This is a genomic window from Sulfurimonas sp., assembly GCF_028713515.1.
GTDB lineage: Bacteria > Campylobacterota > Campylobacteria > Campylobacterales > Sulfurimonadaceae > Sulfurimonas.
Map to the genome: position 1 here is coordinate 149,589 of NZ_JAQTOD010000003.1, position 24,780 is coordinate 174,368.

23 protein-coding genes are annotated in these 24,780 nt (G+C 37.2%); 13 read left to right on the forward strand and 10 right to left on the reverse strand.

The window, feature by feature from the left end:
- Positions 1 to 14: 14 nt before the first annotated feature.
- From PHV22_RS07095 to topA, 4 genes are read right to left on the reverse strand one after another with little or no spacing between them, the layout of a single operon-like run.
- Entirely contained in the window at positions 15 to 1,172 is a 1,158-nt protein-coding gene (locus tag PHV22_RS07095; protein ID WP_295022607.1) for a cation:proton antiporter, read from the reverse strand.
- A gap of 6 nt (positions 1,173 to 1,178) precedes the next feature.
- On the reverse strand, positions 1,179 to 2,021 hold the full coding sequence (locus PHV22_RS07100) for a biotin synthase (RefSeq protein WP_295022956.1): 843 nt from the start codon (positions 2,019 to 2,021) through the stop codon (positions 1,179 to 1,181).
- Positions 2,014 to 2,547, reverse strand: coding sequence for a YfcE family phosphodiesterase (locus PHV22_RS07105; RefSeq protein WP_366826437.1), 534 nt, complete (start codon positions 2,545 to 2,547; stop codon positions 2,014 to 2,016). Before PHV22_RS07105 ends, PHV22_RS07100 begins: the two co-directional genes overlap by 8 nt.
- A gap of 3 nt (positions 2,548 to 2,550) precedes the next feature.
- The gene (gene topA, locus PHV22_RS07110; protein ID WP_295022609.1) at positions 2,551 to 4,767 is read right to left on the reverse strand and encodes a type I DNA topoisomerase; all 2,217 of its coding nucleotides are present in this window, start codon (positions 4,765 to 4,767) and stop codon (positions 2,551 to 2,553) included.
- Positions 4,768 to 4,953: 186 nt separating this feature from the next.
- Between topA and PHV22_RS10190 the strand changes: the two genes are divergently transcribed.
- Together PHV22_RS10190 and PHV22_RS10195 are read left to right on the forward strand one after the other, a co-directional pair.
- A complete protein-coding gene (locus PHV22_RS10190) occupies positions 4,954 to 7,380 on the forward strand; it encodes a flagellin (protein ID WP_367187078.1) in 2,427 nt (808 codons plus the stop codon).
- Positions 7,381 to 7,575: 195 nt separating this feature from the next.
- Positions 7,576 to 10,002 (forward strand): flagellin, encoded by a 2,427-nt coding sequence (locus PHV22_RS10195; RefSeq protein ID WP_367187079.1) that lies wholly within the window; start codon positions 7,576 to 7,578, stop codon positions 10,000 to 10,002.
- Between the two features lie 82 nt (positions 10,003 to 10,084).
- Here PHV22_RS10195 and PHV22_RS07135 read toward each other — a convergent pair whose 3' ends face one another.
- Genes PHV22_RS07135 through PHV22_RS07160 form a run of 6 tightly spaced genes read right to left on the reverse strand, consistent with a single transcriptional unit; the run spans position 10,085 to position 16,123 of the window.
- Positions 10,085 to 12,079: a 6-hydroxymethylpterin diphosphokinase MptE-like protein gene (locus tag PHV22_RS07135; RefSeq protein WP_295022615.1), complete on the reverse strand. Its 1,995-nt coding sequence runs from the start codon at positions 12,077 to 12,079 to the stop codon at positions 10,085 to 10,087.
- Between the two features lie 9 nt (positions 12,080 to 12,088).
- Complete coding sequence (locus PHV22_RS07140; protein ID WP_295022617.1) at positions 12,089 to 12,841, reverse strand: HisA/HisF-related TIM barrel protein; 753 nt, start codon at positions 12,839 to 12,841, stop codon at positions 12,089 to 12,091.
- Positions 12,835 to 13,464, reverse strand: coding sequence for an imidazole glycerol phosphate synthase subunit HisH (gene hisH, locus PHV22_RS07145; protein WP_295022619.1), 630 nt, complete (start codon positions 13,462 to 13,464; stop codon positions 12,835 to 12,837). The genes PHV22_RS07140 and hisH overlap by 7 nt, the downstream gene beginning before the upstream one ends.
- A complete protein-coding gene (locus PHV22_RS07150) occupies positions 13,454 to 14,590 on the reverse strand; it encodes an N-acetyl sugar amidotransferase (RefSeq protein ID WP_295022620.1) in 1,137 nt (378 codons plus the stop codon). Before PHV22_RS07150 ends, hisH begins: the two co-directional genes overlap by 11 nt.
- Complete coding sequence (locus PHV22_RS07155; protein WP_295022622.1) at positions 14,590 to 15,546, reverse strand: class I SAM-dependent methyltransferase; 957 nt, start codon at positions 15,544 to 15,546, stop codon at positions 14,590 to 14,592. The genes PHV22_RS07150 and PHV22_RS07155 overlap by 1 nt, the downstream gene beginning before the upstream one ends.
- Before the next feature lie 10 nt (positions 15,547 to 15,556).
- Positions 15,557 to 16,123, reverse strand: a complete 567-nt coding sequence (locus tag PHV22_RS07160) for a GNAT family protein (protein ID WP_295022625.1) — start codon at positions 16,121 to 16,123, stop codon at positions 15,557 to 15,559.
- Between the two features lie 187 nt (positions 16,124 to 16,310).
- On the opposite strand from PHV22_RS07160, the gene modA reads away from it, so the two are divergent.
- The 11 genes from modA (at position 16,311) to PHV22_RS07215 (ending at position 24,769) form a co-directional block, all read left to right on the forward strand.
- Positions 16,311 to 17,069 carry a molybdate ABC transporter substrate-binding protein gene (modA, locus tag PHV22_RS07165; RefSeq protein WP_295022627.1) on the forward strand — a complete coding sequence of 253 codons (759 nt, stop codon included), beginning with the start codon at positions 16,311 to 16,313 and terminating at the stop codon, positions 17,067 to 17,069.
- Between the two features lie 9 nt (positions 17,070 to 17,078).
- A complete protein-coding gene (locus tag PHV22_RS07170) occupies positions 17,079 to 18,614 on the forward strand; it encodes an OprD family outer membrane porin (protein ID WP_299946718.1) in 1,536 nt (511 codons plus the stop codon).
- A 152-nt stretch (positions 18,615 to 18,766) separates the two neighbouring features.
- Positions 18,767 to 19,792: an AmmeMemoRadiSam system radical SAM enzyme gene (gene amrS, locus PHV22_RS07175; protein WP_295022630.1), complete on the forward strand. Its 1,026-nt coding sequence runs from the start codon at positions 18,767 to 18,769 to the stop codon at positions 19,790 to 19,792.
- Positions 19,793 to 19,872: 80 nt separating this feature from the next.
- On the forward strand, positions 19,873 to 20,217 hold the full coding sequence (locus PHV22_RS07180) for a hypothetical protein (RefSeq protein ID WP_295022632.1): 345 nt from the start codon (positions 19,873 to 19,875) through the stop codon (positions 20,215 to 20,217).
- Positions 20,218 to 20,537: 320 nt separating this feature from the next.
- Entirely contained in the window at positions 20,538 to 20,651 is a 114-nt protein-coding gene (gene rpmJ / locus PHV22_RS07185) for a 50S ribosomal protein L36 (protein ID WP_011371958.1), read from the forward strand.
- A 2-nt stretch (positions 20,652 to 20,653) separates the two neighbouring features.
- On the forward strand, positions 20,654 to 21,016 hold the full coding sequence (gene rpsM / locus PHV22_RS07190) for a 30S ribosomal protein S13 (RefSeq protein WP_295022635.1): 363 nt from the start codon (positions 20,654 to 20,656) through the stop codon (positions 21,014 to 21,016).
- A gap of 10 nt (positions 21,017 to 21,026) precedes the next feature.
- Complete coding sequence (gene rpsK / locus PHV22_RS07195) at positions 21,027 to 21,419, forward strand: 30S ribosomal protein S11 (RefSeq protein ID WP_295022637.1); 393 nt, start codon at positions 21,027 to 21,029, stop codon at positions 21,417 to 21,419.
- Between the two features lie 11 nt (positions 21,420 to 21,430).
- A complete protein-coding gene (gene rpsD / locus PHV22_RS07200; protein ID WP_295022638.1) occupies positions 21,431 to 22,057 on the forward strand; it encodes a 30S ribosomal protein S4 in 627 nt (208 codons plus the stop codon).
- 23 nt (positions 22,058 to 22,080) lie between these two features.
- A complete protein-coding gene (locus PHV22_RS07205) occupies positions 22,081 to 23,070 on the forward strand; it encodes a DNA-directed RNA polymerase subunit alpha (protein WP_295022640.1) in 990 nt (329 codons plus the stop codon).
- A gap of 23 nt (positions 23,071 to 23,093) precedes the next feature.
- Complete coding sequence (gene rplQ / locus PHV22_RS07210) at positions 23,094 to 23,444, forward strand: 50S ribosomal protein L17 (protein WP_295022642.1); 351 nt, start codon at positions 23,094 to 23,096, stop codon at positions 23,442 to 23,444.
- A gap of 92 nt (positions 23,445 to 23,536) precedes the next feature.
- Positions 23,537 to 24,769, forward strand: coding sequence for an aldo/keto reductase (locus tag PHV22_RS07215; RefSeq protein ID WP_295022644.1), 1,233 nt, complete (start codon positions 23,537 to 23,539; stop codon positions 24,767 to 24,769).
- Positions 24,770 to 24,780 lie beyond the last annotated feature (11 nt).

A 24,780-nucleotide genomic window follows, 5' to 3' on the forward strand; every position in this document is an offset into this window, starting at 1 on the left:
CATTTTTTATACCATTATCTTTTTTTATAAATATAGTATATTAAAAAATTTAATATACTCATTATAATAATACCGGACAACATACCAGCAACAACAAAAGATAGATATTCACTCTGCGTGATTAGTTTAGCTTCGTAAGCGATTGTGGATATCGCAATAAGAAATGTTAGGGGCATAGAGTCACCAAGAGCCAATAAAAATGTCTCTTTAGGATTTAGATGTGAGCTGTACGCAATATATGAGCCAATAATTCTGACAGAGACAATAGCCAATAAGATAAGCAGAGCATGAGAGATAATATCACTGCCAAAAATAAGGTCTAGATTGAGTGTAGTTCCAACATAAATAAAGAAAACAGGAATCAAAAAGCCAAATCCTACTTTATGCAGAGTGTGTGGCAAATCTTTTTTATGCTCAAAAAAGTTAGCGATATAGATGCCAGCAAAGAACGCGCCCAAAACCATATCTATATGGAGTATATTCATGATGGCAATTAGAATAATAAACAGAGCAACGCTTATTCTGACACTTTGAACCTTAGAGTCATCTTCTGGCATTATAATTTTTTTTAGTTCTGGATACCACCAAAATATGATATTTAGAAGCTTAAATGAGTAATAAATTAGAAAGAGAACTATAAAAAATATAGATATATTTTTGTAAAAATCAAATCCTAGCCTAAAATGAATAAATGACTCATAGATGACAATAGCAGAAATACTAACTATTTCGCCGATAACACCAACAATCAAAACCATCTCAAGCCACTTAAACTCTTTGCCATGTTCGTTTATAAGAGCCATAATCATCCCTAGAGATACTATGGGAATAGCGACTATATAGACAGGATTCAGATCAAAAATAAGATATATTCCAAAAGAGAGGGCATAAAGAGTGCTAAAATAGACAATTGCATTTTTAAAAATTTTCTCTTTTTGAGACTTAAATCTCTTTAGGTCTATCTCTTGCCCTGCTAAAAACATTAGGTAGAAAAAACCTATTTTAGAGAGATCTTTAAACACCTCGTTGCCTGAATCAAGCACTCCAAGCCAGAGTGCGACAGAGCCTAAAAGAATCTCTACAACAGCTAAGGGAAGTTTAGTTCTGTTTGAGAAAATCGGCGAAAGGACTATTAAAAAAGCAATGCTTATAAACAGAGTTGAGTTGCTCATTTTAACCTAAACACTTTTAGCAATAGTAAGATTTAGAGACTTTAACATCTCCAAGTCTCTACTTTTTGCTCGTCCGCTTGTTGTGAGATAGTCACCTATAACAATGGAGTTTGCACCGTTTGCAAAGATTTCGCTTTGTCTATCTCCAAACATTAACTCTCTGCCACCTGCCACCATTATTCGCATAGCATTTGGAACCAATTTTCTTGTTAGTTTTATAAGTTCTAGTGCTTCATTAACGCTTAGGGAGTTAGGTTTTAGTTCTAGCGCTTCATTGTGATGGTAAAAGTTTATAGGAACTGATGTTGGATTTAGTAATTCAAGTGCTTTGAGCATAGAGATTCTCTCTTCATGGCTCTCGCCAAGACCAAAAATCCCACCGCTTATAAGAACTAGACCAGCTTCGTTTACATTTTGACAAGTCTCAAATCTCTCATCCCATGAGTGGGTTGTGCATATTTGCGGATAAAACTCTCTTGAGGTCTCTAGGTTGTGATTGTAGGCTTTTATGCCAGCTTTTTTCAAAGTTAACAACTGTTCTTTAGTTGCTGTTCCGTTGCAGGCAATGAGTCTAAGTTCTGGTGTCTCTTTTGTTAAAATTCTCGCAGTATTGCAAACAAATTCTAATGATTTTTCGTTTAATCCTTTGTCGGCAGTAACCAAGCAGAAGCCCAAAGCTCCGCTATCTCTTGCAGATTTTGCCTCTTTTATAATCTCTTCGATTGGCTTTTGTTTATATCGCGCAATGTCAGCTTTATATCTCACACTTTGAGAGCAAAATTTACAATCTTCGTTGCATGTTCCACTATTTATATTGCAGATTGAACATAAGAAAATATTGTTACCCATGATGTTCTCTCTCATATTTATAATGCTTCTCTTCTATCATGTCGCTCTTGTTTGCCCTTGTGTAGTGTGTTACAAAAAAGCTCTCTCTTGTGACTTCAAGCATCGCCCACTCTGAGATTGGTTTGTTTCTGGCGCAAACTTCTCCGGGGTTCAAGAAGAGAGTATTTCCTCTAAAGTCGGTATCAAATATATGCGTATGACCAAACACAACAACATCCGCATCTGGTGACATATAAAAAGGAAGGTGCATAAGCTTAAATTTTGTGTTTGCTAGTTTGAAGTGGTAAGGCTCTTGAACAAGGTTAAAATTGTTATGAAACTCTGTTAAATGTGCATCGTTGTTTCCATAAACGGCAACATATTTAACACCACTATCACGAAGAAGCTCGAGTGTTTCAAACTTGCAAACATCCCCTGCATGGATTATAAACTCTACACCATTTTTCACTAAAGCATCTATGGCTCTTTTGGCCTTTTTTACTTTAGAGTGAGTGTCTGAGATAATCCCTACTTTTATGCTCTTCATCTACTATTTTAGTTCCTCTTTAGGCGTTCTTGCTTTACATTTTACACACTCGTAAACCTCTTTGCCTCTGTAAACTCTCTCTGCCAAAACGCCACCGCATCCATCTTCTTTACATTTTATAGTTGAAGGTTCAAATTTTGATATAAATTTACATTTAGGATAACTTTCGCATCCCCAAAATGCACCTCTTCTTGAGAGTTTCCATACAAGTCTGCTACCACAATCAGGACATGGAACATCTGAGCTTTTGCTCTCTTGCTCCATGCTTTTTGTGCTTTTACACTCAGGATAACCGCTGCATGCTAAAAACTTGCCGTTTCTACCACTTTTAACAACCATCTCTTTTCCACATTTATCACAAATCTCATCGCTCTTTTGCTCACCTGAGTCAGCTTTTTCTTCGCCCTCAACCTGCTCTGTGTATTTACACTTAGGAAAACCGCTACAAGCTATAAACTCGCCAAATCGCCCAGAGCGAAGCAGTAACTCTTCCCCGCATTTTGGACAAGCTCTGCCTAATGGCTGTGAAGTTTTAAGTGAGATGATGTTTGTCTTTGCCTCTTCAACCTGCGTAATAAAAGGAGAGTAGAAATCTTTTAAAAGTACCTGCCAGTCAATGTTTCCCTCTGCAACTTCATCGAGTTTTTCTTCCATGTTGGCTGTAAAAGAGATATCTACAATGTTCGCAAAATTTTTCTCTAAAATATCTGTAACCGTGAACGCCATCTCAGTTGGAACTATCTGTTTGTTTTCTATATTTACATAAGTACGATTACTAAGTGTTGCAATTGTTGGCGCATAAGTAGATGGTCTTCCAACACCCTCGGATTCTAGTTTTTTGATAAGACTTGCTTCAGAGTAACGAGCTGGTGGTTCTGTGAAGTGTTGCTCTGGTTTTGTGCTTTGAAGCTCGATTTTATCGCCCTCTTTTAGAGTTGGAAGAAGCTTATCTTTATCTTCGGTTCCTGTGAGTGCGTAAAAACCGTCAAAGGTAAGTTTTCTGCCACTCGCTCTAAATTCGTTCTCTTTTCCACTAAAGATGATGCTTTGTTGCTCAAAAATAGCGTCGCTCATTTGACAAGATACAAATCTCTCATAAATCAAACGGTAAAGTTTAATCTCGTCAGCTTTAAGAAACTTTTCTGCAATTTGTGGAGTAAAACTTAGCATTGTTGGGCGGATTGCCTCGTGCGCTTCTTGTGCACCTTTTGCTTTTTTGTTATAAACTTTTGGCTCTTTTGGAAGATATTTTTCTCCAAATCTACTAAGTATCATCTCTCTAACTGCTTCAACCGCCTCGTTTGCAAGATTTAGTGAATCAGTTCTCATATATGTTATAACACCCGAGGTTCCATCAGGAGTTTTTACACCCTCATAAAGTGTTTGTGCTACCATCATAGTTTTTTGCGGAGTAAATCCGAGTTTACTAGATGCGGTCTGTTGAAGAGTTGATGTCATAAATGGCGGTGGAGTTGAGCTTTTTCTCTGCTTTGTCTCTATTGAGGTTATAACAAAAGAGTCACTTTTTACACTTTTAGCGATGTTATGTGCATCTTGTTTGTTGGTAATCGAGAGTTTTGAGAGCTTCTCGTCCTTATGCAGGATAAGCGCCGCTTCTATCTCTTTTTTAAACAGCGTATCAATAGTCCAGTATTCAACAGGAACAAACGCTTTAATCTCCCGTTCTCTATCCACAACAAGCTTTAGAGTCGAGGATTGAACGCGTCCGCCAGAGAGCCCTTTTTGAATTTTTGAACTTAAAAGTGGGGAGAGTTTATAGCCCACAACGCGGTCAAGCAGACGGCGAGCTTGTTGAGCATTTACCATGTCCATATCAATCTTGCGAGCAGATTCAAGTGCGTGCTGAATTGCCGTTTTTGTAATCTCATGAAAAACGATGCGAGGAAGCTCTGTCGGGTCTCTTTTTATTGCATGAGCTATATGCCAGCCAATAGCCTCACCCTCACGGTCCTCATCGGTCGCGATATATATGGTTTCACTCTTTTTAGCCAAAGCCGCTATCTCTTTTACAGTTGCGGCGTTCTCTTTTGCCACGCTATAAGCAGGCACAAGGTTCTCATTTTCATCTATCGTGATGCCAAAACGAGACTTTGGCAAATCTCTTATATGCCCCTTGGATGCGATAACTTCATACTCTTTACCCAAGAAGTTTTTTATGGTTTTAGCTTTTGCTGGTGATTCGACGATAATTAAATTCAAATAGTTTTCCTATATATAGTATAGTTTTTAGTGGCGAAAGTGTATCGAAAAAAATTTAAATAAAGAAAAGCACTAAATTTATTAAAGTTATTTTTTGTGTTACCGATTTAGTTAGAGTCAAGGCAAGGAAGCTGAGATAAAAATTAAACCAAAGGGCGTAAGGCTCTTACCCAAAAAGGATTTATTATGGGATTTAGAATTAACACAAACACTGCGGCACTTAACTCACACCAAGCTGCTACAACGAACAACAGAAACTTAGATAACTCTCTAAGCAAATTATCTTCAGGTCTTAGAATCAACAAAGCGGCGGATGACGCTTCTGGTCTTGCTATTGCAAACTCACTAAGAGCGCAAGCTAGTGCTTTGGGTCAAGCTGTAAGTAATGGTAATGATGCAATTGGTCTTATCCAAACTGCTGATGGTGCTCTTAGTGAGTACTCAAATATTCTTGATACTATCAAAACTAAAGCTACTCAAGCTGCGTCTGATGGTCAAAACACAACTTCTCGTCAAGCAATCCAAAAAGATATTAACCGTCTTCTTGAGAACTTAAACACGATTGCAAAAACTACATCTTTCAATGGTCAAAAGCTTCTATCAGGTACTTTTGTTAACAAAGAGTTCCAAATGGGTGCAAGCGCTAACGAAAGCATCAAGACATCAATCGCTTCTGCTGAGACAAGCCAAATTGGTCAAACAACTCACGCTGAGTTGAATGTTGCTCAAATGGGTGAAAACCAGCTAACACTAAAGAGTGCAGTTACTGGCAAAGAGCTTACTCTTGCATCTGTTAACATCCAAGCAAACAACAATCCTGCAAACGGTATGGGTGCTTTAGCTGATCAGATTAATAGATACAGCGGAGAGACAGGTATTACTGCAAAAGCTGTTGTAACAACTACAACTGCTTCTTCAATAGCTGCTGGAACAACTGGAGCTGATTTTGCAATCAATGGCGTAAATATAGGTTCAATCAATGTTTCAGCAAGTGATACTGATGGAACACTTCTTACAGCTATCAATAACAAAACAACATCAACAGGCGTAAGTGCTACTAAAACAGAAGATGGTAAGATTACTCTTACTTCAAATGATGGTCGCGCAATGGTTGTGACTGGCGATATGTCGGGTGTAATGGGTACAACTGCTGATGCAATGAGCACAATAGGTCATCTTGAAGTTGCTCAAATAGGTTCATCAACTTTCCAAATCACTGGCTCTAAAATGGGTACTGCTGTTGGCGAGGACATAGTAACAACTGGAACAATGACAACTATTCAAGATTCAATGCTTGAAGTTGGAAGTGTAATCGTTTCTGATGCTAGTATTGCTGCTGGTTCATCACTTGGATTTATAGTAAGTGGAACTGTTGCAATGGCTCTTGCTGTATCAACTAAAGATGATAAATTAGCAGTAGGCTCTATTATCGGTTCAGGATCTACACTTCAGTATGGAACAGAACTTGGAGCAAAAATCACTACTCGTGCAACAACAACACTAACTGCAGATATGTTCATTAAAGCAGGTTCAACTCTTGGTGTTGGTACAGTGTTTGATGCTGGTACTGTTTTACAACAAGATTTCTCGGTTTCAGGTGTTTCATATAAAGCAGGCACAACTCTTGCGGTAGATGTTACTTTAGCAACAGCTACAACGCTGACTAAAGATATGACAATTAGCGTTGACATCCAAAACCAAAATGCTGCAATCGGTGCTTCAAGTACACTTTTGGCTGGAACTATTTTAGGTGAAGACTTAGTAACTACTTCAACGGCTACTGTCTCTATTGCTATGACTGCTAAAGCTGGTTCTACATTCTTGACTGGTACTAACTTTGCAGCTGGTACAATCTTAGGTGATGCTCTTGTTATCTCTTCAAATGTAACAACAACAGAACAGACTCAACTGAAACTTGGTTCAACAATTGGAAGCGGTTCAACATTAAAAGAGAACTCAACTGTCGGTGGCGAGCTTCAACTTCGTGCTGCTGTAACTTTAAATCAAGATATGGTTATCAAAGCTGGCTCAACGCTAAATACAGGTACTGTACTTAAAGCAGGCACAGTAATCAATCAAGACTTAACAGATGCACAAGTTGGTGGTGGAACTGGTTCAGGACTTAAAGCCGGTACTATCTTAGGCACAGATGTTACGCTTACAGATCAAGTAAGTGTTCTTAAAGACTTTAGCATGATTAAAGGTACATCTGGAACAAACGCTTCTATTGCAGCTGGATCAAAAATAGCAGCAAATGGTGGCGGACAAAATAGTGTAAGCATGACAAACACTGAGTTTACAAACCTCTCTGGTATTGATGTTACAACGCTAAAAGGTGCTATGAAAGCTATAGATACTGTTAGTGCAGCTATTACGAACCTTGATGGAATCCGTTCAGATCTCGGTTCTGTTCAAAACCAAATCGTTTCTACTATTAACAATGTATCTGTAACTCAGGTAAATGTTAAAGCAGCTGAGTCTAATATCCGTGATGTTGACTTCGCTCAAGAGAGTGCGAACTTCTCTAAATTTAATATTCTTGCACAATCTGGAAGCTATGCTATGAGTCAAGCAAATGCTGTTCAACAGAATGTATTAAGATTATTACAATAGTTTTAACTAACTAAAGCAAGTATCTACTGCTTCTTTAGTCTATCTTCTTAGTCGGGTAAACTGCCCGACTAAACTCCTACATAGCTTTAAATTTAATCTCTCTGTTTTTTCTAAGTCAAACTATAATTATGGAATCATTTTTGCTTTAACCATTGTTGAATAATGTATTTATGCAAATAAAACAAAGGATTTATCATGGGATTTAGAATTAACACAAACACTGCGGCACTTAACTCACACCAAGCTGCTACAACGAACAACAGAAACTTAGATAACTCTCTAAGCAAATTATCTTCAGGTCTTAGAATCAACAAAGCGGCGGATGACGCTTCTGGTCTTGCTATTGCAAACTCACTAAGAGCGCAAGCTAGTGCTTTGGGTCAAGCTGTAAGTAATGGTAATGATGCAATTGGTCTTATCCAAACTGCTGATGGTGCTCTTAGTGAGTACTCAAATATTCTTGATACTATCAAAACTAAAGCTACTCAAGCTGCGTCTGATGGTCAAAACACAACTTCTCGTCAAGCAATCCAAAAAGATATTAACCGTCTTCTTGAGAACTTAAACACGATTGCAAAAACTACATCTTTCAATGGTCAAAAGCTTCTATCAGGTACTTTTGTTAACAAAGAGTTCCAAATGGGTGCAAGCGCTAACGAAAGCATCAAGACATCAATCGCTTCTGCTGAGACAAGCCAAATTGGTCAAACAACTCACGCTGAGTTGAATGTTGCTCAAATGGGTGAAAACCAGCTAACACTAAAGAGTGCAGTTACTGGCAAAGAGCTTACTCTTGCATCTGTTAACATCCAAGCAAACAACAATCCTGCAAACGGTATGGGTGCTTTAGCTGATCAGATTAATAGATACAGCGGAGAGACAGGTATTACTGCAAAAGCTGTTGTAACAACTACAACTGCTTCTTCAATAGCTGCTGGAACAACTGGAGCTGATTTTGCAATCAATGGCGTAAATATAGGTTCAATCAATGTTTCAGCAAGTGATACTGATGGAACACTTCTTACAGCTATCAATAACAAAACAACATCAACAGGCGTAAGTGCTACTAAAACAGAAGATGGTAAGATTACTCTTACTTCAAATGATGGTCGCGCAATGGTTGTGACTGGCGATATGTCGGGTGTAATGGGTACAACTGCTGATGCAATGAGCACAATAGGTCATCTTGAAGTTGCTCAAATAGGTTCATCAACTTTCCAAATCACTGGCTCTAAAATGGGTACTGCTGTTGGCGAGGACATAGTAACAACTGGAACAATGACAACTATTCAAGATTCAATGCTTGAAGTTGGAAGTGTAATCGTTTCTGATGCTAGTATTGCTGCTGGTTCATCACTTGGATTTATAGTAAGTGGAACTGTTGCAATGGCTCTTGCTGTATCAACTAAAGATGATAAATTAGCAGTAGGCTCTATTATCGGTTCAGGATCTACACTTCAGTATGGAACAGAACTTGGAGCAAAAATCACTACTCGTGCAACAACAACACTAACTGCAGATATGTTCATTAAAGCAGGTTCAACTCTTGGTGTTGGTACAGTGTTTGATGCTGGTACTGTTTTACAACAAGATTTCTCGGTTTCAGGTGTTTCATATAAAGCAGGCACAACTCTTGCGGTAGATGTTACTTTAGCAACAGCTACAACGCTGACTAAAGATATGACAATTAGCGTTGACATCCAAAACCAAAATGCTGCAATCGGTGCTTCAAGTACACTTTTGGCTGGAACTATTTTAGGTGAAGACTTAGTAACTACTTCAACGGCTACTGTCTCTATTGCTATGACTGCTAAAGCTGGTTCTACATTCTTGACTGGTACTAACTTTGCAGCTGGTACAATCTTAGGTGATGCTCTTGTTATCTCTTCAAATGTAACAACAACAGAACAGACTCAACTGAAACTTGGTTCAACAATTGGAAGCGGTTCAACATTAAAAGAGAACTCAACTGTCGGTGGCGAGCTTCAACTTCGTGCTGCTGTAACTTTAAATCAAGATATGGTTATCAAAGCTGGCTCAACGCTAAATACAGGTACTGTACTTAAAGCAGGCACAGTAATCAATCAAGACTTAACAGATGCACAAGTTGGTGGTGGAACTGGTTCAGGACTTAAAGCCGGTACTATCTTAGGCACAGATGTTACGCTTACAGATCAAGTAAGTGTTCTTAAAGACTTTAGCATGATTAAAGGTACATCTGGAACAAACGCTTCTATTGCAGCTGGATCAAAAATAGCAGCAAATGGTGGCGGACAAAATAGTGTAAGCATGACAAACACTGAGTTTACAAACCTCTCTGGTATTGATGTTACAACGCTAAAAGGTGCTATGAAAGCTATAGATACTGTTAGTGCAGCTATTACAAACCTTGATACAATTCGCTCAGACTTAGGTTCTGTACAAAACCAGATCACTTCAGTAATTAACAATATCTCTGTAACTCAGGTAAATGTTAAAGCAGCTGAGTCTAATATCCGTGATGTTGACTTCGCTCAAGAGAGTGCGAATTTCTCTAAATTTAATATCCTTGCACAATCTGGAAGCTATGCTATGAGTCAAGCAAATGCTGTTCAACAGAATGTATTAAAGCTTTTACAGTAGTTAAAAGTAATCAAAACAGCATCCTTTGGTGCTGTTTGATATTCTCTTTATAGCAGGAGCAAACTATCTTGCTTCTGCTATCTTACTTTAAATAATCCTCTAATTTTACAATATAGAGTTGCGACATCTTAAGAAGCTGTTTAACTAAAATCGCATTAATCTCTACGAGGCGTTTGTTTGGATTAATAAGTTCTTCTGTGTTAAAGAGGTCAAAAATATAGCTAAGAATAATAGAAAAATACTCATAATAGACCTGTGCCAAATCTGAATTTGTTTTATACTCCATATCTCCCAAATCCCATGAAAGTTGCGCTAGAGAGTTAAGATAGGCTTCTGCATTTGCAAACTTTTTCTTTTGGTGTTGTTTGATGATTTTTTCTAGTTTTTTTGCTTCTTTAATTTGATAAAGAATCTGTCCTCTATCTTCTTTGCTAAAATCATCCGAGCCAATCTCACTAAAGAATTTATTTACTTCTTCATGAATATATCTCTTATCAAGCACAGCAAGTGTATCCCAATCATAATCATCAAACTTCAATGGTTCAAGCCCATCAAGATATGCTCCACTACTTAAGTTATATAGATGATGATAATCTTTTTTAAACATATCAGTAAAAATGGCGGCCTGTTCAATTGAAATTTTATATGCTGAGAGTGTAGGAACGCTCTCTTGTAGATTTCCTTTTACATAAGTTATGGACTCACTTGGATTTAGTGAAGAGGTTTGGTTATTGTGTGTTCCTGTTGCCTGAAACGGATGAAAATCCCCATGCGTTTGAAAAGTTTTTGCATCAAGAGCTAAATCTACACCCAACATAAAGAGATTTGTCGTACCAAAAAGTAAAAACAGACCATAAGCATACTCTCCAACACTTGGAGCAGAAAATCTTCCAAAGCCTTTCTTATAAAGTGTTCCCTGCTCAATAAAATGAACTTTTGAGCGCTCAAATCTTTGAAGAGTTGCCTCGTCAACATTAGAAGCAAGAAGAATTGCAATATCATTAAAATAATCACTTTTTAAATTATCAAAAAGCAGAGCTGAATTCTCACCTGGATCTATGTGGATAATGATATCTGGTCTGATATCGTGTCTCTGCAACAATCTGCATGTCGAGAGAGCAGAGACAACAATAAATCGATCACGATTAGCAACAACCCACTCAATATTTTTTGAAGTTGAAGGACCAGAAAAGAGAAGCAAAACTGGCTTTTGAGCAAAAAAGCTATCTTTATAGATTTTATTTACATTTAAAAATGAGTACCCTTGTGCTAAATAACGAGGGGAGCTTATAAAACGAAAAAGCATAGCGCTGTAACCATAGTTTATATAACTCTGCGACACGACATGCGTCTGTAGCCGTTGCAGTTCAAGTTGATAATCAAGCGTAAAAGGGATGTGCTTTAGATTGAGGTTATAGTTATTTCCTCTGTTTAGAAACTCTAAGAAGTTTTCTCTCTCTTGATTTTCATCATCTGTAAGTGAAAAAGAGAATATACATCCCTTTGATAGCTCTTCATAGTCAGTGACAAAAAGTGATAGACGAAATGTTTCTAGATTTTTCTCCTTGATAAAAATAACCTGAGGGTTTAGTTTTTTGATAACTCCTGCAATATGAAGTCCCAGCCCCACCCCCAAAAAGATAATCTTATGAACACGCCCCATCATGGTAGTTGGAGATGCGTATTTTGTCACATAGTTGATTATTTTTATGGTTGCCCAAAGAGAGTTATGAAAAGAGAGTTCACTTTTATCTATGGCTTCAGCTTGCTCGTCACCAGCATAAGCATATTTTTGAGCTTTAAAAACTGCACCTGTTCGCTTTAAGTCAATAGCATCAACCATCCTAGAAGAGGCATCAATACTGCTACTTTTATACAAAAACTCACCACTTGAGAGCTCCTGTATGTCAAAATATCCCTCATCTTTATACTCAAGTGCATACTGTTCTATATATACTCCATCATCTATAAGCTGAGTTAAAAGAGAGATTGTATCAAATACGGATTTATGCTCTTTCTCAAAGTAGATAAGGTTTTTATTGTATGTATCTAGTGCTTTTAGTGTGATATCGTCCATGTCTGTTCCTTATGATAATCTAACTGGGTAGTGATTTAGAGAGAGTTCCTCTTTAATCATTTGTGGTGTGAACTGCGTAAAGTGAAATATATATGCCGCAGCAAGGGCATCCGCACCATTTTGTAGTGCCTCAATGGCGTGTTTCGGCTCTCCCATACCACCATTTATGATGATGGGGATTTTGAGGGCATTTTTAAAGAGTTTTAAGAGTTCTATATCATAACCTTTTGTTGTGCCATCGCGATCAACTGAAGTTAGTAAAATCTCTCCTGCTCCCTGTTTTTCATACTCAAGTGCGAGTTCTAATGGGTCAATGTCAAGCAAACCATCTTTTTTACTAAAAACCCTATAAGCTTCATCAACTTTTTTAACATCAATAGAGCAGACAACACACTGCGAGCCAAATATAGTAGCTATCTCTTTGATAAAGAGCGGATTTTTAATAGCTTCTGAGTTAATGGCAACCTTATCTGCACCAGCACCCAAAACCGTGTAAACATCATCTATTGTCCTGATGCCTCCGCCTATGGTCAGCGGCATAAAACACTCATTTGCCATATCAGTAATAATTTCACTATTTATTGGCTCATTATTAAGACTTGCATCAATATCTAAAACAATAAGCTCATCCACATTTCGAGAGTTATAGACTCGCACCGTTGCAGTTGGATGCCCAATAGTGCGGTAAGAATCAAACTCTATACTCTTTACTAACTGCCAGTTTTTTAGTAAAACGCATGGTATAAGACGATGTTTTAACATAGCGACTCTTTTGTCAAAGAAGCAAAATTTTTAATTATTTGAAGTCCATGTTTCTGGCTTTTTTCAGGGTGAAATTGAGTGGCAAAGATATTATCTTTTTGCAAGGCACAAATAAAGTTCCTTCCGTAAGATGAGTGCCCGATTACATAACTGTTTAAGGCGTTAAAGTAGTAGGAGTGCACGAAGTAAAAGTCACTACCATTGGGCACATTTTCAAAAAGTATAGATGGACTTGCATAATCCACGCTGTTCCAGCCGACATGAGGAATTTTTAAATCCCCCTCATCAAACTTTATAACTTCAGCCTCTATCCAGCCCAAACCCTCACATTCACCAAACTCATAACTCTTTTGCGCAATGAGTTGCATACCTAAACAGATACCCAAAAAAAGTTTTTTATTTTTAAGTACCTCCTCGTTTAAAACTTCTACTAACCCTAGGGAGTTTAAGTTTTTCATAGCATCCCTAAAGGCTCCAACACCAGGTAAAACTATATGTGTGGCACTTTTTATAAGTTCATGTTCACGAGTTATAATGGCTCTAAAACCAACTTTTTCAAACGCTTTTTGTACCGAGCGAAGATTTCCCATCCCATAGTCGACGATAACGATACTAGCGGACAATATATTCCTCTTTTCGCACTAACGAACCATCAATATCACGGATAAATTTTCCATCCGAATCTCTTGTAAAGATTTTTTTATTTGTAAAAGAGTCACAGATATTATCAAATTCTGCGCGTGAAAAATCGCTATATTTTAAAAACTCTTCGATTGCTCTCATTGGCGGAATTCCATCATATTTATTAACTAAACGCACCGCTTCATCTCTGCTGATGTAACCTAGTCGAACATCCAAACAAGCATTATCGCTAGCTCTTCCAAAGCCATATTTAACATACTTTAAATAGTCGTGAACATGGTTGCTATAGCAGTCAAGATTCTCAAAATTCTCATAAGTTGTCTCAACTCTGCTACTTGATGTACTGAAGCCATGAGCTTTGGAGACTTCCAATATCTTTCTTAAATCCCATTTGATGTAGTAACCCAAAAATAGCCCAGTGACTCCGACTCTGTGAATATCTTCTTCTTCTGGGTAGAAGTAGAGTGCCAAATCCTTTTCGCTAATTCCATCAACGCCTATCATATCGGTAGCTCTATTTCCAAGCAGTCCGCCAAACTCCTCAAGCCACTTACGATCAAGGTACGCATTATCTTTACTTGATGCTGGTCCGCCGTATTCAAGTTCGGAGTTCTCACCCCAGATAATTAGTGGTATATTGAAATTTACAGCAATATGCGCAGGGGTTGTAAATATGCCTAGATGATTTGGCCATTCACAATCTCCAACTCTCTTCATCGCCTCTTTTATCATCGACTTGTAAACTTTTGGATTTCGTTTTATATGGATTAAATCTACTCCAAGACTATTTATATTTGCAAGATTTTGGCGTCCAACTTCTGTTGGAATAGTTGGCTCGAAACATACGCAAAGAGGATTTAACCCCATTTCAAGGACACTTACTACTTGAAAAGTAGAATCTTTACCGCCACTTACGCCGATAATGCAGTCATAGTGCTTGTTTTTTTTATGTTTTTTTACAACTTCTAAAAACTCTTTTTTTCTCTCATCCCAATCGATATGAAAATTCTTGCTCTCTTGTGAACGACAAGCATCACACACACCGTTTTCATCAAAATGCAGGTCTGGTTTTGTATCAGGCATAACACATTTTGTACAGAATCTCATTAGCTTCTCCTGAGTGCAAGTTGCATCTTGTATCCCATTTTCTTCTTGTGAAGCCACTCTTCATCTAGTGAATTGAATAGTGTTTTTGTGTTGCTAGTTTCTCCAAAATATGGGTCTTCGTAGTTTAAGTAATTATTTATAACTCCAATTTCTGAGATAACAGTCTCATAACCCTCAACCACAAATCCACACTTCTTTGCCAGCTTCTCCACCGCTTTAAACGAGTAGAGATTGACATGCTCGATTCCATCGAACATATTGCATTTCTCTTGAAGTATTTTAGCTGCCAAAGAGTCCGCGCTTGGTATCTGGATAAAGATAACCCCATTTTTGGACAGCAGAGGCTTCATCTCGTTTAAATACGCCTCTCCATCTTTTAGGTGCTCAAAAACATCCCATAAGCATATCGCATCCATCTTTACATCAAAGGCAACCTCTGAGAGAAACTTATTGTAAACACTATGCCCCTTTGCGGTTGCGTATGAAGCCTCCTGCTCGTTTAGCTCAACACCAAATGTACTCCAGTTGGCTTTTTTTGCAAGATCTAAAAATGTACCGGCCGAACAACCAATATCCAAAATGTTGCCAACCGTCGTTGCTTTTTGTATGGAATCTAGCCCTTTTTGGTAAAGATTTGTATAAAACTCACTATCACTTGCAACAATCTCACTCTGTAAATCATGGTTGTTACGATAATGTTTTTCAAGATTTTCATCCTTAAAAACAGGGTTAAGATATATCATCTCGCACTCCAGGCACTTAACATGTCGCCCACCATCTTTAAAAAACAAAAACTGCTCTTTATCTTCTTTACACACAGGACAAGCTCTCTTTTCTAGAAGCTTTTCATAAAAAAAGCCAGTTTGAGTATCAAAGTACTGAACTCTGTTTGCAACATTTGCATTGTGCATCTTTAGGCGCTCTTGATGAATATCTTTTGGTGCTCTTTGGTTCATAATTTGCCTTTTATTTATATCTGTTTGACGCTAGATTGTTGTTAAATTCATCTTTTAAAATACTGTAACGAATAGTATCGTGGTATTTCCCCTCTTTATAAACTTCATCTCTAAATACTCCCTCTTCTATCATTCCCAAATAGCTCGCTAGTGCTCTCATAGAGCTATTTAGAACCATAGTTCCGCAACAGATTCTATGTAAGTTCATTGTATTAAAGCCATGATTTAACATAAGCAGGGATGCTTCTTTTGAGGCTCCTTTGCCCAAAAACTCTCTATTTCCAATCATTATGGAAAATTCAGCACTACGGTGAAGAGATGAGATGGCAAGAAGAGTTATGTTTCCAATATGAGTGTCGCTCTTTTTATCAACTACAGCAAGCATAATCTTATCTTTTTGGAGTGGTAATTTTGTTAAATAGTCAACCGCCAAATCGGCAGAGTATGGAAAAACATGATGCTCACTGTATTTGCAACTACTCTCATCATTTAGCCAGCTAGGATAATCGCCTCTGGCATCTTCAACATCTAATCCACGAAGATATATTGTCTCACCAACAAGAAAAGGATTATTCACATACTACCTCACAAAGTTAGAATTAATTTACAACCAAAGCAAATAGGGTGCCAAAAAAATATTAGTTAAACATTGCTATTTCTACTAAACAAGATAATAATCCACTGTTTAAAGTAGATTTCAGCTCCATCGCCCTACAATTCGTTATATCTTACTAAACATAACGAGATATTTTTTAAGGAAAATTATGAAATTACTAAAATTAGCTCTTGTCTCTGCTCTCTTTACTTCGATACTAACTGCTAAAGCTATCACAGTTGCTGCTGCTGCTAACCTAAAATATGCCGTTACAGACATAGCAAAAGAGTTTACTAAAGAGTCGGGGATTGATGTAAAAATCATCACTGGTGCTTCTGGAAAACTGACTCAACAGATTATGAGCGGTGCTCCGTATGATCTGTTTTTATCTGCGGATGTTGAGTTTCCATCTAAGTTGGTCAAAGGCGGCTACACAACAACTCCGGCGACAGTTTATGCTTATGGTTCTTTGGTTTTGTGGAGTGATACTGGCGCAGATCTCTCTAAGGGAGTTGCCGTAGTAACTGATGTAGCCGTAAACAAAGTCGCAGTTGCTAACCCTAAAACAGCTCCATATGGCACAGAAGCGATGAATTCAATGCGCTTTTACAAAGTAGCGGACGCTGCTGCTCATAAAATCATAACCGCAGAATCAATCTCTCAAGTTGGAGCTTATGTAACTACCAAAGCTGTTGAAGTTGGATTTATGGCAAAGTCAATTGTGCTATCTCCTGAGATGAAAAATGTTGGTAAATGGGTCGAAGTTGATCCAAAATCATATAACGCAATAGATCAAGCGATGGTAGGACTAAAAAATGCTTCACTACAGAACCAGATAGCTGCAGAAAAATTTCTCAAGTTTATGGGCTCAAACCAAGCACAAACAATTTTAAAAGCAAGCGGGTACAGCCTACCTGCTAATAAATAAGGATTTAGTATGATAAAACTTAGTATTGCAACTGCACTAATGCTTGCAACTGCGATTTTCACATATGCAGCAGATGATTTAGAGAGTGCATTTAAAGATGGAAAATTTGATGGGCGCTTGCGTGCCCAATACTTCAATACCAACTGGATTGATAACGATGGATGGGCAGTCCCGAATAAACCAAACTTAGATAGTCAAGGAATGGCGATAGGTGGTAGTTTAATTTATAAAACAGCGCCGCTACATGGGCTTAGTGCCGGTGTGGGGTTTTATATAACACATGGAGTAAATTTTTTCACTGATGATACCAATGGAGATACAAAAGGTTATGCTAAAAATACAACTGCCTCTGATCTTTTTGCTCGCGGTCCTGGAGCTGCAACAAATTTTGGAGCCGGATACAGTGTTCTAGCACAATCGTATCTTCAATATGATATTGCAAAAACATCGATTAAAGGGGGTCGATTTTTAATGTCCAATCCGTGGATTACCCCAAATGATACAAAAATGATTCCTATTGCCATTCAGGGAGCTCAGGTAATTTCAAATGATTTAGCAAACACTACCATTCAACTTGATTATGCCGATAGGATCAAAGAACGAGGAATGACCTATTTTGGCTCTATGGCCGACACAGGTGATACTCCTGATGCTATCAAAAACTATTATAAAACTCACTATACCGCTTATACTACTCCTGTTGATGGAATAAATTATGGTGTAGATGAGACTCCTGGAGTAACAATCATAGGTATTAAAAACAAATCAATTGATCCACTAGAAATACAAGCATGGGGGATGCATTGGCAAAATATTATTGACCAAGGGATGCTAGAAGCCAATTACGCAATAAAAGCTGGGGATACCGTCATCACTTTGGGAGTTAGATATATGCAACAGTTTGATACAGGTGCAGGAGATATCATAACTCCAAAAGATGGCTCCTCTATATATGCATCAGGTGCAGTTACTGCCACTAATACAACCGGTGGCACTTCAAAAGTTCAGCTCAAAGGAGATAATGATAACTCTGTTAACACCTATATGTATGCTACGCGTGCAGTCGTCAACTACAAAGCGGCTCGCTTCCTTGTTGCATATTCCCATACAGATGGTGGTGGCGACTTAATTGCTCCATGGCGAGGATTTCCAACAGATGGATATACTCGCTCCATGACAATTACCGACTGGAATGCAAATACAAAAGCCTATAAAGCAGAATTGAATTATGATTTTAACAGCATGGTAAGCGGTCTAAGCGCATTGATTAGCTACAGTTATTATAATCGTGATCCCTCCAAAGTAGGTTATCAAGGATCAACTGATCGTTATTATAATAATGGAGATACCCATCAATGGAACATCGATGCCAAGTATAAAGTCCCAACAATCAAAAAGCTTGAACTTAAAGTTCGCTACATGATTCAAGACAATCAAATCATATTGGCAAGTCAATCACCAAACGCAGGAGCAACTGCCTCTGAAGGCTACGGCAACGATACTTCAAATCGTGAGCTCCGCCTAGAAGCAAATTACTATTTTTAATGTCAATTGTTTGCGCTGAAAGATTAGTATAATTCTGTGAACAACAAACAAAGTAGAAGCAAATTCTCATTTAAATTTGACTAAAATTTTTGATAGCAATAGAGTATTTCACAAAAAATATTGAAAGTGAAATCTTTATAAAAGGAGCTTTTATGTCATCAGTAGCATGGCTTTCAAAAAAACTTGATGATGGTAGAATTATGTGCGAAGCCTGCAATCAACACTGCAAGCTTAACGATGGAGAATATGGCATTTGCGGTGTTCGAAAAGTTGAAAATGGAGAGTTGCAACTTTTAACCTATGGTATTGCCGCAGCAGTAAATGTTGATCCCGTTGAAAAAAAACCAATGTTTCATTTTTTACCAGACTCCAAAGTACTCTCTTTTGGAACTGTCGGATGCAATTTTTCCTGTAAGTTTTGCCAAAATGCTGATATTTCACAGTATCCACAAGAGCATCATCACGAAATTATAGGTCGCTCTCTTTCCCCACAAGCAGTAGTTGAGTTGGCGTTGGAGTATAAATGTAAGAGCATTGCTTATACATACAATGAACCAGCTATTTTTTTTGAGTACGCATACGACACTGCCAAACTTGCTCATGAAGCAGGACTTAAAAATATTTATGTCACTAATGGATATGAAACACATAAAGCGATAGATACAATCGCTCCATATTTAGATGCAATGAATATTGACATCAAGGGTTTTAGTAAAGAGTTTTATGAGGATATATGTGGAGGAGCGCTAAAGCCGGTGCTTGATACGATTGAATATGCCCGCAAAAAGGGGATATGGATTGAGACAACAACGCTTCTTATCCCTGGATATAATGATTCAGATGAAGAAATTCGTGCAATTGCTACATTTCAAGCTACTTTAGATTCGTCTATGCCATGGCACATTAGTGCTTTTCATCCGATGTATAAAATGCTAGATGTTCCTAAAACACCAGCCAAAACTCTAAGGCGTGCTTATGAGATTGGTAAAAAAGCAGGATTGAAATATGTTTATGTTGGCAATATTGACGATGGGCTTCGCGAGTCAACATACTGCCCTAATTGCAATAAAATAGTCATTGAGAGGCATGGTAATATTGGGCAATACATAACAAACCATCTGCTCGAGATGGATAGTTGCCCGTTTTGTGCCACTAAAATTGATGGTGTCTGGAGCTAGTGTTAATATTGCAAATTGTCATATAAATTATCTCTATCTTGCTGGTGCTATATAATTCTAATTAAAAAAAGAGTTCTATTATGATTTTAGGAAAATGCCCATTTTGCAGTGACGGAGATATTGAGGTTAGAGACAAAGAAGCAAGAGGTAAAAAAGTAAAACTTTATGCCTGTTCAAACGCCCAGTGGGTAACCGAAGATGGAGAGTTTTTTGAACTCTCGCAAGAGTCCAAATGCGGTTTTAGGATTTGGCAAAATTCGCTTGCTAAATATGGAAAATGGCTCTCATATAAAGAGATTAGAGAGCTTTTAGAAAAAGAGAGTGTTGAGGTTGAGCTATTTAGTAAAAAAGGAAATAAAAAAATAGAGTATAAAAAATATATAGTGTTGGATAGAGAATATGGTGTTTCTGTTTTATGGGAGTGAATTAAACCACCAAGTTTTCTATAAAACAGACTTTTTGTACACACCATATGAGAGATTGCGGCATAAATGATGCGCTCTTAATAAATCTTTTACATTTGTTTGTGTACAATTCTGGTCCGCTTTGCTGTCTCGACATTATGACAAGAGTATTTTTACCTATATATGTATTGTATAGACAAAAGTATTGGCAAGCTGATTGTTGCCTTGCCTAGATGCAGTAAAGTTTAGTTATTTTTGCTACTACAAGCTAGTGGTAGCTTTAATTATTTATATTTTCAAAGAGCTATCTCTCTGAAAAGAAAACAAAATAGGAGCTTTCTATGAAAGTACGCGCTTCAGTTAAGAAGATGTGTGATGACTGTAAGGTTGTCAAAAGAAAAGGCATTGTAAGAGTAATCTGCAAAGTTAAAAAACATAAACAAAGACAAGGATAATCATGGCTCGTATTTCTGGTGTTGATTTACCTAAGAAAAAAAGAGTAGAGTATGGTTTAACATACATCTATGGTATTGGTTTACATGCATCTCGTCGAATTCTTGACGCGACAAACATAGACTATAATAAAAGAGTTTACGAACTAACTCAAGAAGATGTTGCGGCTATCACAAATGAAATCCGTGAAAAACATATGGTTGAGGGTGATTTACGTAAAAAAGTTGCAATGGATATCAAAGCACTTATGGATCTTGGTTCATACCGTGGTCTTCGTCATCGTCGTGGTCTTCCATGTCGTGGCCAAAAAACTAAGACAAATGCGCGTACTCGTAAGGGCAAACGCAAAACTGTCGGCGCAGCGTAAGGGATAGTAGATGGCAAAAAGAAAAGCTGTTAGAAAAAAAGTAATTAAGAAAAATATTGCTCGTGGCATTATTCATATATCTTCATCATTCAATAACACTTTAGTGACTATTACTGATGATATGGGAAATATGATAGCTTGGAGTTCTGCTGGTAGCCTTGGGTTTAAAGGCTCTAAAAAATCTACTCCATTTGCTGCTCAAGCGGCTGTTGAAGATGCAGTAGCAAAAGCTCAAGTGCATGGTATAAAAGAACTTGGTATTAAAGTTCAAGGTCCTGGTTCAGGTCGTGAAACAGCAACTAAAGCTGTAGGTGCTATCGAAGGTATCCGTGTTACATATATGAAAGATGTTACACCATTACCACACAACGGTTGTCGCGCACCTAAGCGTCGTAGAGTTTAAGGAGATTACTGATGGCAAGATATAGAGGTCCAGTAGAAAAAATCGAAAGAAGATTTGGCGTAAGTCTTAATCTTAAAGGTGAGCGTCGTTTAGCAGGTAAATCTGCGTTAGAGAAGCGCCCATATGCTCCAGGACAACACGGTCAACGCCGTAAAAAAGTTTCTGAATATGGTTTGCAGTTAAACGAAAAACAAAAAGCAAAATTTATGTATGGTGTTTCTGAAAAGCAATTCCGTGCTATATTTGTTGAAGCTAAAAGAAGAGATGGAAATACAGGTACAAACCTTGTTACACTAATTGAGCAAAGACTTGATAATGTTGTTTACCGTATGGGATTCGCAACAACTCGTCGTTTTGCTCGTCAATTAGTTACTCATGGTCACTTGTTGGTAGATGGTCAAAAACTTGATATCCCTTCATATCGTGTTAGAGCTGGTCAGAAAGTTGAAATTCGTGAAAGCAGTAAGAATAATCCTCAGATTGTTCGTGCTATAGAACTTACAAATCAAACTGGTATAGCTCCGTGGGTTGATGTTGACTCACAAAAAGTTTTTGGAATTTTTACTCGTTTACCAGAGCGCGAAGAGGTAGTTATTCCTGTTGAAGAGCGTTTAATCGTTGAACTTTACTCTAAATAATAGTTAATAAAAGGCGTTAGAGAATGAAGAAAATTAAAACAACCCCACTTGCTCCTCATGAATTTGAGGTAGAGCAAATAAGTGAGAATGAAGCAAATATAATTGCATACCCTTTTGAAACAGGCTATGCGATATCTTTAGCTCATCCACTTAGACGCTTTTTGCTAAGTAGTTCAGTTGGCTATGCTCCAGTGGCTATTAAAATTGAGGGTGCTAAGCATGAGTTTGACTCTGTGCGTGGTATGCTTGAAGATATTTCTGATTTTATATTAAATCTTAAAGAGATTCGCTTTAAATTACTAAATGGAACTTTAGAGTCTGAAATAAAATATAGTTTTACAGGTCCTTGTACAATCAAGGGCAGTAATCTTTCAAATGATGAAGTTACAATTGTGACTCCAGAAGCACATCTTGCTACATTAAATGAAGACTCTGTATTAAATTTCTCTCTTAAGATTGTACAGGGTATCGGTTATGTCGCTAGTGAAGACACTATGAGTGAAATGGAAGGTGGATATATTGCACTTGATGCTTATTTTACTCCAGTTCGTAGCGCAACATATAAGATAGACAATATATTAGTTGAAGACAATCCTAACTTTGAAAAAGTTATTTTAAACATTAAGACAGATGGTCAAATATCTCCACTTGATGCATTTAAGAACTCACTAGAAGTTATGTATGCTCAACTAGCAGTATTTAATAGCGAAATTAGTGTTAAAGCTCCAACTTCAATCGAAAGAGTAGAAGAGAGTTCTGATATTAAAAGATTAACAACAAATATAGACACTTTAGGTTTGAGCGCAAGAAGTTTTAACTGCCTTGATCGTTCAAACATTAAATTGGTAGGCGAAATAGCATTAATGAGCATCAATGATCTTAAAAATGTTAAAAACCTTGGTAAGAAATCGTATGATGAGATTTTAGAAAAACTTTCAGAGTTTGGCTTTGAAGTTGGTACTCTCTCAGATGAAATCGCTAGTGCATTAAAAAAGAAAATAGAAGCTTTATAAGCTTGTAAGAAGAGGAATTAGAGATGAGACATCGTCATGGATACCGTAAGCTAGGTCGTACAAGTTCACATCGTGCAGCTTTACTTAAGAACCTTAGCATTTCGTTAATAGAACATGGTAAAATTGAAACTACTGTTGAAAAAGCAAAAGAACTTCGTTCTTACATTGAAAAACTGATTACAGTTGCAGGTAAAAATGATTCTAATGCTCACAAAGCAGTATTCGCTGCGCTTCAAAGCAAAGAAGCAACAAAAGCTTTACTAAATGATATAGCGCCTAAATATGTTGACCGTCCAGGTGGATATACTAGAATAATTAGAACTAGAATTCGTCGTGGTGATGCTACTACTATGGCGTTTATATCATTAGTGTAAATTAACTTTAATAAGCAGGAATCTTTCCTGTTTGTTATTCCATCTAAAAACCTCCACATACCAAAATACTTAAAAATAAAAAGTGAGATATTATGAGTAATTTCGCATTTGGAACATATAGAGTAAGCGATATTAATCCCCAGCATATAGAAGCATTAAAAGAAGCAATAGAATCCGGTATAACCATGATAGATACATCATCAAACTACATGGACGGTGGAGCAGAGAGAGCTATCGCACTTGCATTTAGAGAGTTTGATAAAAGCAAGAGAGATGAAGTTGAGATAGTTAGTAAGTTTGGTTATATTCAAGGAACTGCACTTGCTGAATTTAAAGAAAATTCTCACACTTTTAAAGAGGATATAGAAATTGTCAGATTTGCAGATGACTGCTACCACTCAATTTCAGAAAATTTTCTTAGATCAGAACTTAGTAAATCTCTAAAAAGATTAGAGATGCAAAAAATAGATTGTTACTTGATACATAATCCAGAATATTATATTTTGGATGCAATCAAGCAGGGCATCAGCAGAGATGACAGACTTGATGAAATGTACAAAAGAATCGAGAGAGCCTTTGTCGGGCTTGAAAAAGAGGTAAAAAATGGCAGGATTAACTCTTACGGCATAAGCTCAAACAGTTTTTCGGCTCTGCAAAATAGTGATGAGTTTTTACCATACAAAGATTTGATTGTTTTGGCTCAAAACGCAGCAGATGAAGTTGGAAATGAAAAAAATAGTTTCTCCACAATAGAGCTGCCAATAAATCTTCTTGAAACAGAAGGCTTAAGATGCGCAATGTGGGCACATGAAAATGAGATTAGAGTTTTAGCAAATAGACCACTAAATGCAAAGATTCAAAATAAGATGTTTCGCTTAGCTGACTATGAAGAAAATGGAGCCTACTATAGCTCTTTCAATGAGCTGATGGAAATTTGTGAAACTGAGGCATTGGAGCCAATTTATAATCTTTTAGAGCAACTTGACGATTATAAACATAAGTTTAGCTGGATTGGTGATTTAGATATATTTTTATATCAACAGGTTATCCCACATATTGAAAAAAGTATGAGAAACATTGATGATGCTCTAAAAGAGGAACTATTTACTCTTATAGATAAATACTTATGGGAATATAAAAAAATAGTAGCTTATGAGTGCTCAAGAAAGACAAGAATTGAGCTAAATGAGTTCTTTAGTGGATGCTCTTCTTCTATGCAAGAGTGTTCCATAGACTTTTTAATGCAAAAAAAGAGTATTAACTATATAATTGTAGGAATGAGAAAACCAATTTATGTCCATCAGATTCTTTCTTTAAATAGATAACTGATATTATT